This window comes from Streptococcus sanguinis, assembly GCF_001078705.1.
In the GTDB taxonomy this organism is placed as follows: Bacteria; Bacillota; Bacilli; order Lactobacillales; family Streptococcaceae; genus Streptococcus; species Streptococcus sanguinis_D.
The window spans coordinates 273,916-289,411 of the sequence record NZ_CDMW01000001.1; the positions used below are offsets into that span (position 1 = coordinate 273,916).

Sequence of the window (15,496 nt, forward strand, 5' to 3'; positions counted from 1 at the left end):
CTCACTCCTTAAACACTTGATGTTCCTAGTTTAGCATAGATAACAGGCCTTTAGTAATATGTATTTTTTATCGCACTGATAAGGAAAATCTATCACTGGTCTGAAGAGAAATGCTAGATTGGGAGTTTGTTATTTCAGCTGTGAGCTCGATTAAACCAAGGTGGTTATAAAAAATTGCGCTTTGATTTTGGATGAGTATAAAAAGGCTAAAAATCCATGACCTATGGTATAATAGGATGATATGACAAGAGTTAATACTAGTTCAAACAAATTATACAAACTACTCTTTGCTTTATTAAGCTGTGTCTTGGGGCTATCGTTTCTGTTCATGATGCTGAAAGATGTCTCGTCCACTAACTGGTACAAGAGTCGATTTCAGGGGTGGCAGACCATAACGGCTGAGGTGAGCGGGTTTACGACCAGTCCGCAAAGACGCTCTACACCCGCTTACTACCCTACTTATCACTACATTGTTGATGGCCAAACCTACCAGGGATTTTCAGACCTCTATCAAGATGAAGTGCCTAAGTCTGGGGAAACCATTAGCATTCTCTATAATCCCAAGTCGCCTGAGCAGAGCCAATATAAGAATGACATCCCAATCCCTCTCCTTGTACTCATGCCATTGCTGGGATTCTTATTATTTATGGCATTGGCTGTCCTCTCTCTTTATCAGGCCTTTAATCCCCCACAGGAGCCAAAGCCGCAACCCAAGGCGGCAAAAAGCATCAGCATTGTTGAGGGAACGGTTCGTAAAGAGAATCTCATTGTGACCTTTGTTAGCCTAAGCATGGTTATGATAGTCCTTACTTATATTTGTATTACTGAAACAGGGCAATTCAAAGCCTTATTTTATGGTTGGAAAACTACATCCGCTCAAGTCATTGACTATGATGTGTATAATAGAGGAAGAAGAGGATTAAGTTTTTATAGTAGCATCTACCAATACCAAGTAGACGGCATGGCTTATGAAGGCCATTCTGTTATCGCTAAATTTACGCAACCCAAAATTCAAAGTCAAATCTCTATTGCCTATAACCCTGAGTATCCCTATCAGAGTGTTTCCAGTGAAAACTATCATATCTTTTATCTAGTCTTTTTTCCTGGCTTCAGTCTGCTGCTAGTCGGCAAGAGTCTATCTTTAATCATTGCTGCTTGGATAAAGAAGAATAGCCTCGCTCAAGCCAGAAGACTAGGGCCTGTCTATGACGGCTATATTATCGATGTTATCCCCGCTGAACGGTTTAGAAACTATAATCCGTTGCATGAGATTTGGCTTGAATTTGATATTAACCAAGTGCCCTATCAAACCAGCATTTGCCTTCCCTTAAGAGAGCATCATTTTATTTCTTACAGCCAGAATCCTAGACCTATCCCAGTCTATGTGGATCCTCATGATGATAGCCAGTTCCTGATAGATGACAATGGACATCTATGCCATCACAAATCAAATACAGATTAGTTGATCCCCCTCCTAATGCCAGCTCCCTCATCATTGACCAGCAACTGGACGTCCTACCGTCTTGACCTGCTTTGATGTGCTTCTACATGAGCTGAAGAGTATCGGGAACGCTGAACCTCACAGACCTCACAGACCTTAGAATAGTATGAGTTTTTTAGTAGGATGCTAGAAGTTTATTTACTGATTGTTTATTATAATATAAGAAAACACTTGATTTACAAGGAGGCAAAAAGATGACTGAAAAACTGACTTTTCCGGATGGTTTTTTGTGGGGCGGAGCGACAGCTGCCAACCAGTGCGAAGGCGCTTATAATGCGGATGGTCGCGGACTGGCCAATGTAGATGTGGTGCCGATTGGTGAGGACCGTCTGGCCATCATCACGGGTAAGAAAAAGATGTTTGACTTTGAGGAAGGCTATTTCTACCCAGCCAAGGAAGCTATTGACATGTACCATCGCTTCAAGGAGGACATTGCCCTCTTTGGTGAGATGGGTTTTAAGACCTATCGTCTGTCCATTGCTTGGAGCCGGATTTTCCCTAAGGGGGATGAACTGGAACCCAATGAAGCTGGCTTGAAATTTTACGAAGACCTCTTTAAGGAATGCCACAAGTATGGCATTGAGCCCTTGGTGACCATTACTCACTTTGACTGTCCCATGCACTTGATTGAGCAATATGGTGGTTGGCGGAGTCGTAAGATGCTGGAATTTTACGAGCGTCTCTGCCGCACTCTCTTCACTCGCTACAAGGGCTTGGTCAAATACTGGCTGACCTTCAATGAAATTAATATGATTCTGCATGCACCTTTTATGGGGGCTGGGCTCTGCTTTGAAGAAGGCGAAAATGAGGAGCAGGTCAAGTATCAAGCAGCCCATCATGAGCTGGTCGCGTCAGCCATTGCTACCAAGCTGGCTCATGAGATTGACCCAGAAAACAAGGTTGGCTGTATGCTGGCAGCGGGTCAAAATTATCCTAACACCTGCCATCCATGCGATGTATGGGCTGGTATGGAGGAAGACAGGAAAAACTATTTCTTCATTGACGTGCAGGCGCGTGGTGAATATCCCAACTATGCCAAGAAAGCTTGGGAGCGCGAGGGCATTAGTGTCGAAATGACAGAAGAGGACCTGCAGCTGCTCAAGGAGCATACGGTGGACTTCATTTCCTTCTCTTACTATGCTAGTCGGGTGGCTTCGGGCAATCCTAAGGTTAATGAGCTGACCGAGGGCAATATCTTTGCTTCTCTCAAGAACCCTTATTTGGAAGCTTCTGAGTGGGGCTGGCAGATCGATCCGTTGGGCTTGCGCATTACGCTTAATACCATTTGGGATCGTTATCAAAAGCCTATGTTTATCGTGGAGAATGGTCTGGGTGCAGTGGATAGTCCGGATGAAAATGGCTATGTGGCTGATGATTACAGGATTGACTACCTGGCGGCCCATGTCAAGGCTATGCGGGAAGCCATCAACGAAGACGGTGTGGTGCTGTGGGGCTACACGACCTGGGGCTGTATCGACCTGGTATCAGCCGGCACTGGCGAGATGAAGAAGCGCTATGGCTTTATCTACGTGGACCTAGACAATGAAGCAAAGGGAACGCTCAAACGCTCCAAGAAGAAATCCTTTGACTGGTACAAGGAAGTCATCGCGACTAACGGATCATCTGTGAAATAGGAAAAAGGCTGAGATATGAATGTCTCAGCCTTTTTTCCTTAGCCCTCAAGGGCGAAAGTAATACTTCTAAAAATGATTTTGCAAAAAATTTTAAACATTCTGAGCCTCCTTTTTATAGCACATACATTTCTTATTTCTTTCTATTTTAAAGTTCGATTCTCAAATATCCTTCAAGTAATTCTAAAATATTTCTAAAGTTTTTCGAATAGTCCATCTTTTATTGACTTAGCCTCTTATCCTTGCTACACTAGTGATAGGAAATTTCTGGAGGCGAGTGTTTATGGCTCATATTTTACTCATCGAAGACAACAGTGATATTCATGAAATTCTAAAAGAACTTTTTCAGAAGGAACACACGGTTTATTCCGCCTATTCGGGGACGGAGGGCATTTCGCTGTTTGAGCGGGAGGAGATTGATTTGGTCCTTTTGGATATCATGCTGCCGGGGAAGAATGGAGATGAAGTGTTGAGGGAAATTCGCAGCAGCAATGCTACGGTGCCGGTGGTTATGCTGACGGCCCTTGGTGAGAAAGCGCTAGTTAGCCAGTACCTGCTGAATGGTGCTAATGATTATATCGTCAAACCCTTCAATCTGGATGAGGTTTTTGCCCGTATCACCGTGCAGCTACGCAGCCAGCAGGCTTTGACTGGCGAAGAAGAAGGCCAGTCCTTTAAAAATATCCGTCTGCTCAAGTCTACCTTTGAGGCGGTCTGCGGTGAGAAAAGCGTCCGTTTGAGCAAGAAAGAATATCATATCCTCCAGCTCTTGCTTCGTCATCCTAAGAAGATCTACACCAAGGAAGAGCTCTTTGAGCAGGTCTGGGAAGAGAGCTATCTGCCTGGGGATAATACCCTGAATACCCACCTCAGTAACCTGCGCAAGAAACTGGCTCAGTTGGACCCAACAGAGGAATACATAGAGACTGTTTGGGGTCTGGGTGTCCGGCTTAAGGAGGACTGATATGTTGGTGTTAGTGATTTTATTTGCCCTTATCAGTCTGTTTCTGGCCATTGGTTTCATACGCTATCATCTGGCGGTCAAGGATGTGGCACAGCAGATTCGTCGGAAGCGGCAGACAGGGAGCCAGAATCGTCTGGCTCCTGCTGCTCATGCCCCCAGTATTTTGGAATTGACAGAGGAAGCAGAGTTGCTCTTTAGGGAGCTAGAAAAGACGACCTTTGTCGTCCAGCAGGAAAAGAAGACGCTGGATATGGCTATCAGTAATATCGCCCATGATATCCGCACCCCTCTGACCATTGCCAGCGGCTATACCCAGCAGCTGCTGAAGGATGATAGTCAGGAAAGTCAGCAGCTAGTCAAAATTGCAGATAGTCTGGGAATGGTATCCAAACGGCTGGAAGCCTTGATGGAGTATCGCCGGCTGATGGAGGGAGCCATTCGGGCCAATGTCCAGCCGACAGATATATCCCAGCTGGTAACCCAGCAGCTTTTTACTTATTATGATGCCTTCCAGAAAGCCCAGATTGACCTGCAGGTAGAGCTGGCTGAAGGTCTAGAGCTAGAGACAGACCCAGAAATTTTAGAGCGCATTGTCCAAAATATGATAAGCAATGTCCTCAAGCACGGCCGTAAGGCCGCAAGTATTTCTCTGAACAAAGAGGGCGAGCATTGTATCTTTACCGTTAAAAATATCGTCCAACAGCCTATCCAATATCTGGATAAGCTGACCAATCGCTTTTACTCAGAAAATCTATCCAGCAGTGAGGAGTCTTCAGGGCTAGGGCTCTACATCACCCAGCAGTTAGTCGAAATCCTAGGCGGGGACTTGACAATGAAAGCCGAGGACGACTGGTTTGAACTAAGGGTTAGCTTGTAATTTTTAAAAAATCAAAAAAATAACCAATCTTCGGATTGGCTTTTTTGATTTTACAAATCTCTTTTCTTCAGTGTAGCCAGTCCTGCTATTGTAAAGACCGTGATCAGACTGAGAGCAAAGATAGCTGTTTTGGTGATGACACCTGGTATTGAAGCGTCTCCGTAGAAGAACTCCATCTTGATAGCCTTGAACCATTCATTATTGGCATCGACCATTTGACTAGGGAGGTTGAGGAAGATGTAGGTCATGATATAGGTGATAAAGACGACACTATAGTTTCGAGTCAAGTAGAGGACAAAGCTGGTAATGCAGTACCAAGCATAGGTACAGATGACCTGCATGACAAAGAGTATTGCGAATTGTCCCCAGAAATTAGCTGGCAGGGTTCCCATATTACCGCCGGTTCGGACAAATTCGATGACAATACCTAAAATGTAGAGCAGTATGAATTGCATAGGCAGTAAGCTACCGATAACCAGTGATTTAGAGAAGTAATACTGGATCCGAGTCTTGCCTGTAGTCAGGTTATTGTGATAAAGTTTGTCATTGAGATCAACACCGAGAAGCAAGCTAGTCATGACATTGCAGGCAATAAAGAGCATGCCGATGTTGTAGGAGACGAGATCTATGGCAAAAAAGATACCGTTGTCGGAACTGACAACTTTGGAAGTGAAAATGGCGAGAAGAATTCCAAAGATGCAGAAAGCCTGCACTCCCCAGAATCCTACGGAGCGGAAGAGACGGTAGTAATCCGCCTTGATGCTATTAAACATGAGTGTTTCCTCCTTGTTGGTTGATTAAGTCTGTAAAGTATTTTTCTAAGTCTTTGTGGGCGTAGTAGATTTCCCCAATTGGGATGTCGGCTAGGACTAGTTCCTTGGCAATCTTGCGAATTTCTTGTACCTTACCGGAAATATGCAGCTCATCTTCCTTGTTGGTCGGCTTGATTTGGTAGCCGAGCTTGTCTTGCGCTAAATGGGCAGCTTGCTTGATATTATCCGTTTTGAGGATGATATAGTCGCCGCTTTCTCGGTCAAATTCTTCTTTAGACAGATCTTTGATGAAATGCCCTTGATTGATAAAGCCAAAGCGAGTTGCTACTAGATAAAGCTCGGACAGGATATGGCTGGAAATGATGATGGTGATGCCCAGTTCTTGATTGAGGCGCTTGACCATTTCTCTAAATTCCTGAATCCCAACGGGGTCTAAACCATTGATGGGCTCGTCCAGAATGAGCAAGTCGGGACGAGCCAAAATGGCAATGGCAATGCCCAATCGTTGTTTCATCCCTAGAGAGAAATTGCGGAATTTCTTCTTTCCAGTATCGGTCAGGCCGACATATTGCAGGGTTTCTTTGATGACTTTGTCAGCATTTGGAATGCCCCGGTCGGTACAGTAGTAGCGCAGATTTTCATAGGCCGACATGTGGGCATGAGCTACAGGGGATTCGATGACAGATCCAGTATGGCTGAGGGCTCTGGTCCATTCTTGTTGGTTCTGAGAGCCCAGAACAGACACGGTCCCTCCGCTAGGATAGATGACTTGAGTGATGATTTTGATCAGTGTGGTCTTACCAGCACCGTTTTTTCCGATGAGACCGTAGATCTCTCCTTTCTTGATGGAAAGACTGACATCTTTCAGAGCATATTGATCACCGTATTTTTTAGTGAGTCCTTTCACTTCTAAAACATTTTGCATGATGTTTCTCCTTTAATTACTTTGTTTATACTTTTAGTATACAAACTAAATTTCAAATATTTCTCAAGAAATTCTAAAATATTTCTAAAGAAATTTAAAATTGAAAAGATAAAAATGAGCCAGTCAAGAACCGGCTCATTTTCTGCTATAAATCCTTTTTGTGGAAAGTATAAAGACTTGCTGCGGTGAAGACTGTTCCTAAAACCAAGGCGATTAGAACAATTCTCAAGGTTACACCGCTGCTTTGAAGCGTCTCAAAATCAAAGCTCATGGTGAAATGCTGCAGCCATAGAGATTTGGGATAAAATTGAGCAAGAGCTCCGGTTAAGGATGCGCAGAAAAGGTAACCTCCCAGGGCAGCAATCATAGATTTACTCAGATAAAGAATAAAGGAAATAATAGCTGTCCAAGCAATGACAGTCAGGCACTGCACAAAGAATAGAAGAATAAACTGAAGCAGGAAGGTAGCGGATAAATCACCGATACCGTTTAGAATGGCTGCTAGGATAAAGTTGATGCTATAATAGAGAGCCAACTGCAGCAACGTTACGCAGACCATGACTAGGGCTTTAGAGACGAAGAAACTGGTACGGGAAACGCCGCTGGTTAAAGTATTCTTGTAAAGCTGCTTGTTCAGATCTGTCCCGATGACGACCATAGAGAGGATAATGATGATAAAAGTATTATTACCGATAGCGTTGGACACCGCTTGTATAAGCTGGACGGCATTTAATTTGCCAAAGACTGCGCTCAAGGTCGTCAGTAGAAAAATGAATTCGGTAATCCAAACAGCCTTGGAACGAAAGAAGCGGTAAAAATCTGCTTGAAAAGTATGTAACATGTTTTTTTCTCCTTACTGGACTAAATCTGTAAAGTATTTTTCTAAATCTTTGTGAGCTGCATAGATACCATTGACATGAATGTTGGATAGGACCAACTCCCTGTTGATGTCATTTAGTTCCTGTTCTTGGGCGACAATGTGCAACTCGTCAGATTTATCAGCTTCCTTGAGCTGATAGTGGAGCTTGCCTTGGATGAGATTGGCAGCCTGGTCTCTATCGCTGGTTTTGAGGACGATATAATCTTCGCTGGCTCGGTCAAAGTCGTCCTTGGTGAATTCTGCAACAAGCCGTCCTTGGTCAATCACTCCAAACTTGGTGGCTACCAGATAAAGCTCAGACAAGATGTGGCTGGAAATGATAAAAGTGATTCCCAACTCCTGATTGAGTCGCTGAATCATCAGTCGAAATTCCTTGATGCCAAGCGGATCTAGGCCGTTGATGGGCTCGTCTAGAATCATGAGTTCAGGCTTGCTGATAAGTGCAATAGCGATCCCTAAGCGCTGCTTCATTCCTAGCGAAAAGTTGCGGAATTTCTTTTTACCAGTATTGCTCAATCCGACATAGGCCAGGGTTTCCTTGATGAGCTGATCGGGCTGGGCAATCTGGTGGACCTTGCAGTAGTAGTTGAGGTTTTGATAAGCAGTCATTTGATTGTAAGCGACTGGTGTTTCGATGACAGTTCCTATCTTGCGCAGGGCTTCGTTCCATTCCTTAGAGTTCTGCGAACCAAAGACAGACACGGTTCCGCTGTTGGCATGAATGAGCCGGCTAATGGTCTTGAGAAGAGTAGTCTTGCCAGCCCCGTTCTTGCCAATCAGTCCATAAATATCGCCTTTCTGAATCGAAAGACTCACATGGTCAAGGGCATATTGCTGGCCATATTGTTTGGTAACTTGCTTTACTTCTAAAACAGTTTGCATGGTATATTCTCGCTTTCTTAGGTTTGATTTTAGTATACAAGCTAGACTTCAAATATTTCTCAAGAAATTCTAAAATATTTCTAAAGAAATGCAGAACAACCAATCGGCTGACTGGCTGCTGGGGGTGATTATTTTTTATATTAAAAGATGTCGAGTTCTCAAAAGCGACAAAGGTTTCAGCAATGCTTAGTGAAGAATAGTCATTGCTAGACCTGTAGCTAGTTAAACTGTTCTGATATAAGTTGAGGGTCGAATTCTTCTTTGGTAAATTCTGTGACAAGCTTGCCTTGTTCCAGAATGCCAAATTTGGTGGCGACTAAGGAAAGTTCAGATAGGATGTGACTGGAAATGATAAGGGGCGTTCCTAGTTCTTGGCTGATTCGCTGGATCATGAGGTGGAATTCCTTGATATCAATAGGTCCCAGATTATTAAAAGGCTCATCCAATATCAGAAGGTCTGGCTTATCAATAAGGGCGATAGCGATGCCTAGCCGCTGCTTCATGCCTAGGGAAAATTCACTGAATGTTTTCTTGCCAGTCTTGGTCAGACCGGTATAAGTTAGGCATTCTTGGATAACCCTATCAGGATTGGCAACCTTTCGATCAATGCAATAATAGAGTAGATTATCAAAGGCTGTCAGATGCTCGTGGGCAATCGGTGTTTCGATGATAGTTCCGCTTTGCTTGAGCGCCTTCTTCCATTCCTTCTGATTGTTAGCAGAGGAAAAGAGGGCAGTGGTTCCGTTGCTGGCATGAATGAGCTGGGAAATCATCTTAATCAGGTTAGTTTTTTCACTCCCTTTCTTGCCAATCAGTCCATAAATATCGCCTTTTTGGATAGATAGGCTGACTTGATCAAGGGCGTATTGCTGGTTGGATTGTTTCGTAATATGTTTAATTTCTAAGATATGCTGCATGGTGATACTCCGTTTCTTTGTGCTTACTTTTAGTTTACAGCCTAGACTTCAAATATTTCTCAAGAAATTCTAAAATATTTCTAAAGAAATGCAGAACCAATCCAAAAGCAATAAAAAAGCAGTCAAAGGGCTGACTGCTTAAATTTATAAGTCTCTGTGTTGAAAGGCTTGGTAACCACCTAAGAGAGAACCAGCTAGGATAAAGAATAAGAATAGTTCAGAATTTAACTGAGGGAAAACGATGACGAGGCTAGACTGAAGCATAATCAGGGCGAAAAAGCCGAGATAGCTGGCTAGGGTGGAGCGGGTCAGATAGAGGAGACAGGTAACTACGGAACTGCAGGTCATAATAAAGAGAAAGGAGCGAAAGAAAGACAAGGAGAAGCTCCAGAAAAAGTTCTTTGGCATAGTCCCAAGTCCGTGGAAGAGGCTTCCAAAGATAAAGGCTACAGCAAAGGCTGCCGCCATTTGCAAGATGATAATTGTGATAAGAACAGCTATTTTGGATAGGTAAAATTCTTTCCGAGAAATCCCGCTGGCTAATATATTGTTGTACAGTTTTCTAGTCAGGTCACGACCTAACAGAAAGATGATGAGCGCAAGGACAGTAATCATGACAAAGGGCAGGAAGTCTTTAGCAAGCTGCCCGAGAGCTTCAAATCCTGTCCAACCTTGGATGACTACATCTTCTGGTTCAGAAGATGTAGAGATATAAAAATTAAACTTGCTTTCACCAAGAGAGCTGATGAAAATGAGAAAAAAGAGCAGCCCTTCTATTAGCCAAAAAAGCTTGGAGCGGACAAGCTGGTAGAGCTCCGCCTGAATGGTATGTAACATGAAATCTCCTCTGAATATTTAAGATTGTTCCTGCTTTTATAAATTTTTCTTTTTGAAAACCATCAGCCCGCTAATCAGAAAGACTAGGGTGACCGTTACCACTGTCAGGATAGCCTTGATAACAGCTCCGCCATCTGCTGCCATATTTGTGTTAAAGCGCATGGTCAGATAGAGCAGCCATTCATTGTCAGGGTAAAAGATGAGTGGAATAGTCAGTAAGGTACCGCCAAGGAAATGGGTCAGAAAGCTAGATACAATCGAGTGGCTGGCATAGAGTACAAAAGAAATGATGGCAATCCATGCAATCGTGCTGAGAAATTGAACGAAGAGAGCAGCTCCCAGCTGAGACAAAAAAGAGCTGGGGGCGCTGCCAATTCCGTTGGACAGACTAGCGGTCACAAAGGAGATAGATAAAATCAGCAGGAAGTGAAAGGCTGCGATGCTAACGCAGACAAAGAATTTAGAAAAATAATAGCTGAGTTTAGAGATACCGTAGCTCAGGCAGTTTTTATAAAGTTTCCGAGACAGGTCCACTCCTAGGACCATACTGATACCAATAATAGTGAAAAAGAGCAGACTGTCTGTATTGCCTGCAAAATAGTCCAGAGCTTGAAGGCCGGTTAATTTTCCTAGAGATTGACTAGCAGCCGCATTTCTGGAAATATTTGCTCCAAAATGAATATTTGTATGGAAGAAGGTTGTTGAGATACAGAATAATAAAAACTCAGTAATCCAAAAGCCTTTTGAACGCATGAGCCGGTAAAAATCGGCTCTAATGAAATCCATCATGATAAGCCTCCCTTTGTCATTTGACCAAGTCTGTAAAGAAGTTTTCTAGGTTTTGTCGTGCATAGTAAATCTCCTGCACCGGTATATCTGCGACCGCAAGTTCCTTGACAATCTTGCTAATCTCATGCGAATGGGTAAAGATATGAATCTCGTCAGAAGCATTGACCACCTTGATGCGATGCATGAGCTGGTCGTGAATCAGCCGGCTGGCTTCTTCCAACTGCGACGTTTTAAGCACGATATAGTCTTCGCTCTGTTCTTCAAACTCCGCTTTTGAAATCTCGCGAATCAGTCGCCCTTCCTCGATAATGCCGAACCGAGTACCCACCAAGTAAAGTTCAGACAGGATATGGCTGGAGATGATAAAGGTCATGCCCAACTCCTCGTTGAGCCGCTGCACCAGCTGGCGGAATTCCTTGATGCCGACTGGATCCAGGCCATTGATAGGCTCGTCCAGTATCATCAGGTCAGGTCTGGTAAGAAGCGCGATAGCCAGACCCAGCCGTTGTTTCATCCCAAGTGAGAAGTCGCGGAATTTTTTCTTGCCGGTATCCGTCAAATCCACATATTTCAAGGTTTCACGGATGACCTTATCCGCATAGGGAATATGGCGGAGCTTGCAGTAGTAGCTGAGATTTTCATAGGCTGTCAGGTGGTTGTGAGCGACCGGTGTTTCGATAACCGATCCGACCCGCTTGAGGCTCTGCGTCCATTCTTGATAGTTCTGAGAGCCAAAGAGGGAGACATTGCCACTGCTTGCTTCCAAAAGCTGGGTGATGACCTTGATCAGAGTGGTCTTTCCGGCCCCGTTCTTGCCAATCAAACCGTAAATATCTCCTTTTTTTATCGTCAGACTCACATCGGTCAGAGCGTACTGCCGACCGAATTTCTTGCTGACTTGCTGTAAAACCAAAACATTTTCCATGATTAAGTCTCCTTTTCATGATCTTAGGAGAGAAAACTCCTCTTCTTATTAATTAGTATAGCGCCAAACTTTCAAATATTTATAAAGAATTTCTCAAATATTTCTAAAGTTTTTGATGAGGATTAAAATCAAGTGGCAAATTGTGGAACTCTTAATCCTCAATCTCCAGCTCGTACAGTCCCCTGACTGCATTGCAGGCGTAGATTTTCTCTGCTTGAGCCAGGTCAGCTAGCGTTAAAACTTTCTCAGTAGCCTGACCCTTATCCAGTAGCTGCTGGCGGTAGATACCCTTGAGCAGGCCTAGTTCAGCTGGAGGTGTGTAGAGCTTGCCGTCAATCTCCAGCAGCAGATTGCCGATAGAAGTTTCCAGAAGCTGGCCTTGTGCATTGTAGTAAATCTGTTCTTGCTGCTCCAAGGTCAGATGTGGCCGATTGCTGGTCTTGAAATAGGTGAAAGGCTGGGCTAGATTGGCTGTTTGCTCGACCAGTTTTGCCTTTCTGAAAGTCTTTGTCAGCGGTAGCAGGGGAGCCGTTTCTAGTTCAATGTTGCCGCCTTTTTTAAGAGCTATACGCAGCCTGTAATCCTGCCCTTTATCCAGCTGAGCGCAGGTTTCTTCTATCTCTTGCTTCAGTTTTTTTGGGTCAAAAGGATAGGCAAAGTAGCCGGCTGCTTCTGTCAGTCTTTGCAGGTGTTGTTCTTGCAAGGTCAGCTTTCCGTCCGTCACTTTTCCGGTAGAAATCAGGTCGAATCGCGGATTTTTCCGATAGAGGACGGCAGATTTTTGTTGGGTTTCGATGTATTCAGATTTCCACGTGCTGTCCCAAGTGATGCCGCCGCCAACGCCGTAGATAGCTTTTCTTCCCTCCAGCTGAATGGTGCGGATGGCAACGTTAAAAATCCGTCTCTGATCTGGCAGGCAGATACCTACTGTACCGCAGTAGACCCCGCGGGCAGCTTTTTCTGTCGCTTTGATGATCGCCATGGTCGAAATCTTAGGAGCACCTGTAATGGATCCGCAAGGAAAGAGCGCCTTGAAAAGCTCTGCCAGCCCAATTCCCTCATGCAGATTGCTTTTGATGGTAGAGGTCATCTGCCATACTGTAGAGTATTGCTCGACACTGCAGAGACGCTCAACCCGCTCGCTGCCCGTTTGAGAAATGCGATTCATGTCATTACGGAGCAAATCGACAATCATCATATTTTCAGCTCGGTTTTTGGCATCTTGAGCCAGCCAGGCAGCCTGTTCTCTATCCTGCTCTAAGGTCAGTCCCCTATTGGTCGTGCCTTTCATGGGACGGGTTGTCAGCTCACCTCGCTGCTCCTCGAAAAAGAGTTCAGGACTGATGGATAAAATGACAGTCTCGTCATGCTCTACATAAGCATTGTAGGCCGCATTTTGCTCAATAACCAGCCTGTTGTAAATAGCCAAGCTATCCTCAGGATTGAGCTCCGCGCACAGCTGTACCGTGTAGTTGACCTGATAAGTATCGCCCTGGCGGATATGATGATGAATGGTCTCGATAGCCTTCTGGTACTCTTGCTCAGAAGTCACCCCCTGCCAAGCCGCTGGCATTTCCACTTCCTCATAAGTCAAGGGAATGGAAGCCTGCTGGGCCTTATCGTGGATAGTAAAGTAGAGGAGGTATTCCTTCTGGAGCGGAGCCGAATGGACCTGGAATTTCGTCTCAAAAGCTGGAGCTGCTTCATAGCTGACATAACCGACAGCATAGTATCCTTTCTTCTGCCAGTCCTCAATCTCTGTCAAAAGCGTCTCTACTTGGTCAAGACGACGAGTCTTTAGCTCCTTGATGGGATTCGTAAAAATCAGGCGTTGGCCCAACTGCTTAAAATCAATAATCGTTTTCTTGTGCATAAGCTTATTTTATCATAAGATAATTTGAATGAAAACGGATTTATCGGATGAAACAGTCATTCTTTGATAATGGTTGACAGATTAGAAAGTGGCTAGGTATACTAGGTTAAAAAATGAAAGAATGAGATTACTATGAAATCAAAGAAATTGTTATTGGTAAATGGAATTGCTGGAATTTTAGGAGGCCTCATCATCCTTTACGCTTCTTCTCAGAGATGGCACTGGGAAATAGTTGCTTTAGTTCCCAAAATGGTCGAAAAATCTGACTGGGGCGTCCTGATCATACTGATCAGCTTGCTGTTTCTTTGTCTTTCCCTAGCTGGAATGGCTCATTATAGTGAAGACTCAAGAGTCAATAAGATAAATCATCAGATGCTGCTTTTTGCATCTATCATGGGATTTATTCCTTTTCTAGCTATCTTTGCAGGCCTTCTGTCCATAGGGGTTGGATTTCTCTATCTTCAAGATTTTCAAAAAATTAAAAGTGAAGACAAAGCTGACTGACCTATGTGTCGCTCTGCTTCCTTCTGCTCGAAAGCCCGCGAAAATTATGATAAAATAAGGAAATGATAAAACCTTAAAAGGAAGCCTTATGAAAAAAATAAATGAATCCTATAAACTCATCATCTTTGCGGCGCTCGCTCTGGCTCTGGTTCTCTATATCGGGAACATCTGGTCTGGTCTGCAGAGTCTGACTTCGGTTTTTTCACCCATTATACTAGGTGGAGTCCTAGCCTTTATCTTTAATGTTCCAATGAAAAAACTGGAAGATTTCTTGGAAAAATGCCGAGTCCCACAAAAGTTGCAGCGCAGTCTGGCCTTGATTTTGGAGGTGCTGATTTTAGCTCTCATTATGACAGGGATTGTCTCCATCGTCGTGCCGACTCTGACCACAGCGGTCAATCAGCTGAGCGAAACAATCGGCAAGGTAGCACCTCAGATAGCCAAGTGGCTGCAGCAGTCTGGCTTGCTTTCCTCTAGCCAGCTGAAAGATTTGACCAAGCAGCTGCAAAACAGCGACATTGTCAACCGAGCCATCTCTCTTCTGGGCAGTCTGACGGGCAATATCTCTGCCATTTTTGGCAATTTCTTCTCTGTCATCATGTCTATCTTTCTTATGTTTGCTTTCTTGAGCAGCAAGGAGCATTTGCAGACAATTACTAGCCGTCTCTTACAGGTTCTGCTTCCTGAGAAGGCTGTGAAACGCCTATCCTATGTCGGTTCTGTCATTGTTGAGACCTATGATAAGTTTCTGATGGGGCAGATGATAGAGGCCGTCATTGTTGGGATTTTAGTCTTTATCGCCTACTCTCTGACAGGCCTGCCTTATGCTGCCCTGACTGGGGTTTTAGCTGGAGTGCTCTCTTTCATTCCCTACATCGGGCCTTTCTCAGCTTGTGCTCTGGGAGCTATCTTTATCTTTACCGACAGCCCTTGGAAAGCCCTCCTTTCTATCGCAGTCTTTCAAGGAGTGCAGCTGATTGAGGGGAATGTCATCTATCCGCGCGTGGTGGGCCAGTCCGTCGGTCTCCCAACTCTCTTTACCCTAGCCGCCGCCCTGATTGGGGGCAACCTCTTTGGCTTGGTCGGCATGATTTTCTTCACGCCTATCTTTGCAGTTATCTACCGCTTAGTTAGAGAGTTTGTTGTGGAGAAGGAGGAGAAAGAACCAGTTAAAGAATGAAAAGAAACCAACGAGATTTTATTCTCGCTGGTTTTTCT

Annotated in this window: 14 protein-coding genes and 1 pseudogene; 6 read left to right on the forward strand and 9 right to left on the reverse strand. The window is 44.3% G+C overall.

The features are described 5' to 3' along the window. Positions 1–307: 307 nt before the first annotated feature. From SSV_RS01560 to SSV_RS01575, 4 genes are all read left to right on the forward strand, one after another. A complete protein-coding gene (locus SSV_RS01560) occupies positions 308–1,462 on the forward strand; it encodes a DUF3592 domain-containing protein (RefSeq protein WP_255297030.1) in 1,155 nt (384 codons plus the stop codon). Between the two features lie 233 nt (positions 1,463–1,695). Then, positions 1,696–3,135 carry a 6-phospho-beta-glucosidase gene (locus SSV_RS01565; protein ID WP_072073399.1) on the forward strand — a complete coding sequence of 480 codons (1,440 nt, stop codon included), beginning with the start codon at positions 1,696–1,698 and terminating at the stop codon, positions 3,133–3,135. Between the two features lie 280 nt (positions 3,136–3,415). After that, positions 3,416–4,096 (forward strand): response regulator transcription factor, encoded by a 681-nt coding sequence (locus tag SSV_RS01570; protein ID WP_072073400.1) that lies wholly within the window; start codon positions 3,416–3,418, stop codon positions 4,094–4,096. 1 nt (position 4,097) lies between these two features. Beyond that, positions 4,098–4,973: a sensor histidine kinase gene (locus SSV_RS01575; protein ID WP_072073401.1), complete on the forward strand. Its 876-nt coding sequence runs from the start codon at positions 4,098–4,100 to the stop codon at positions 4,971–4,973. Between the two features lie 50 nt (positions 4,974–5,023). Here SSV_RS01575 and SSV_RS01580 read toward each other — a convergent pair whose 3' ends face one another. The 9 genes and pseudogenes from SSV_RS01580 to pabB form a co-directional block, all read right to left on the reverse strand. Next, entirely contained in the window at positions 5,024–5,746 is a 723-nt protein-coding gene (locus tag SSV_RS01580) for a lantibiotic ABC transporter permease (RefSeq protein WP_072073402.1), read from the reverse strand. Next, a complete protein-coding gene (locus tag SSV_RS01585) occupies positions 5,739–6,671 on the reverse strand; it encodes an ABC transporter ATP-binding protein (protein WP_072073403.1) in 933 nt (310 codons plus the stop codon). The genes SSV_RS01580 and SSV_RS01585 overlap by 8 nt, the downstream gene beginning before the upstream one ends. Positions 6,672–6,816: 145 nt before the next feature. Beyond that, positions 6,817–7,512 (reverse strand): lantibiotic ABC transporter permease, encoded by a 696-nt coding sequence (locus SSV_RS01590; protein ID WP_072073404.1) that lies wholly within the window; start codon positions 7,510–7,512, stop codon positions 6,817–6,819. 12 nt (positions 7,513–7,524) lie between these two features. Continuing rightward, entirely contained in the window at positions 7,525–8,433 is a 909-nt protein-coding gene (locus tag SSV_RS01595; RefSeq protein WP_002932109.1) for an ATP-binding cassette domain-containing protein, read from the reverse strand. A gap of 248 nt (positions 8,434–8,681) precedes the next feature. Then, positions 8,682–9,350 (reverse strand): annotated as a pseudogene (locus SSV_RS01600) (ATP-binding cassette domain-containing protein); the annotation flags it as partial. A gap of 144 nt (positions 9,351–9,494) precedes the next feature. Beyond that, positions 9,495–10,187 (reverse strand): ABC transporter permease, encoded by a 693-nt coding sequence (locus SSV_RS01605; protein WP_072073406.1) that lies wholly within the window; start codon positions 10,185–10,187, stop codon positions 9,495–9,497. A 36-nt stretch (positions 10,188–10,223) separates the two neighbouring features. Next, positions 10,224–10,976 carry an ABC transporter permease gene (locus SSV_RS01610; RefSeq protein WP_072073407.1) on the reverse strand — a complete coding sequence of 251 codons (753 nt, stop codon included), beginning with the start codon at positions 10,974–10,976 and terminating at the stop codon, positions 10,224–10,226. Between the two features lie 16 nt (positions 10,977–10,992). Continuing rightward, positions 10,993–11,901, reverse strand: a complete 909-nt coding sequence (locus SSV_RS01615) for an ABC transporter ATP-binding protein (protein WP_072073408.1) — start codon at positions 11,899–11,901, stop codon at positions 10,993–10,995. 151 nt (positions 11,902–12,052) lie between these two features. Continuing rightward, complete coding sequence (pabB, locus tag SSV_RS01620) at positions 12,053–13,774, reverse strand: aminodeoxychorismate synthase component I (protein WP_072073409.1); 1,722 nt, start codon at positions 13,772–13,774, stop codon at positions 12,053–12,055. A gap of 132 nt (positions 13,775–13,906) precedes the next feature. Between pabB and SSV_RS01625 the strand changes: the two genes are divergently transcribed. Beyond that, complete coding sequence (locus SSV_RS01625; RefSeq protein WP_072073410.1) at positions 13,907–14,278, forward strand: insulin activator factor; 372 nt, start codon at positions 13,907–13,909, stop codon at positions 14,276–14,278. 88 nt (positions 14,279–14,366) lie between these two features. Further along, entirely contained in the window at positions 14,367–15,458 is a 1,092-nt protein-coding gene (locus tag SSV_RS01630) for an AI-2E family transporter (protein ID WP_072073411.1), read from the forward strand. Positions 15,459–15,496 lie beyond the last annotated feature (38 nt).

Excerpts from the sequence above, each read along its gene's own strand:
- SSV_RS01565 (WP_072073399.1), top strand. The coding sequence starts at position 1,696 with ATGACTGAAAAACTGACTTTTCCGGATGGTTTTTTGTGGGGCGGAGCG.
- SSV_RS01570 (WP_072073400.1), top strand. The coding sequence starts at position 3,416 with ATGGCTCATATTTTACTCATCGAAGACAACAGTGATATTCATGAAATT.
- SSV_RS01630 (WP_072073411.1), top strand. The coding sequence starts at position 14,367 with ATGAAAAAAATAAATGAATCCTATAAACTCATCATCTTTGCGGCGCTC.
- SSV_RS01585 (WP_072073403.1), bottom strand. The coding sequence starts at position 6,671 with ATGCAAAATGTTTTAGAAGTGAAAGGACTCACTAAAAAATACGGTGAT.
- SSV_RS01615 (WP_072073408.1), bottom strand. The coding sequence starts at position 11,901 with ATGGAAAATGTTTTGGTTTTACAGCAAGTCAGCAAGAAATTCGGTCGG.
- pabB (WP_072073409.1), bottom strand. The coding sequence starts at position 13,774 with ATGCACAAGAAAACGATTATTGATTTTAAGCAGTTGGGCCAACGCCTG.
- SSV_RS01590 (WP_072073404.1), bottom strand. The coding sequence starts at position 7,512 with ATGTTACATACTTTTCAAGCAGATTTTTACCGCTTCTTTCGTTCCAAG.
- SSV_RS01580 (WP_072073402.1), bottom strand. The coding sequence starts at position 5,746 with ATGTTTAATAGCATCAAGGCGGATTACTACCGTCTCTTCCGCTCCGTA.
- SSV_RS01575 (WP_072073401.1), top strand. The coding sequence starts at position 4,098 with ATGTTGGTGTTAGTGATTTTATTTGCCCTTATCAGTCTGTTTCTGGCC.
- SSV_RS01625 (WP_072073410.1), top strand. The coding sequence starts at position 13,907 with ATGAAATCAAAGAAATTGTTATTGGTAAATGGAATTGCTGGAATTTTA.
- SSV_RS01595 (WP_002932109.1), bottom strand. The coding sequence starts at position 8,433 with ATGCAAACTGTTTTAGAAGTAAAGCAAGTTACCAAACAATATGGCCAG.
- SSV_RS01610 (WP_072073407.1), bottom strand. The coding sequence starts at position 10,976 with ATGATGGATTTCATTAGAGCCGATTTTTACCGGCTCATGCGTTCAAAA.
- SSV_RS01605 (WP_072073406.1), bottom strand. The coding sequence starts at position 10,187 with ATGTTACATACCATTCAGGCGGAGCTCTACCAGCTTGTCCGCTCCAAG.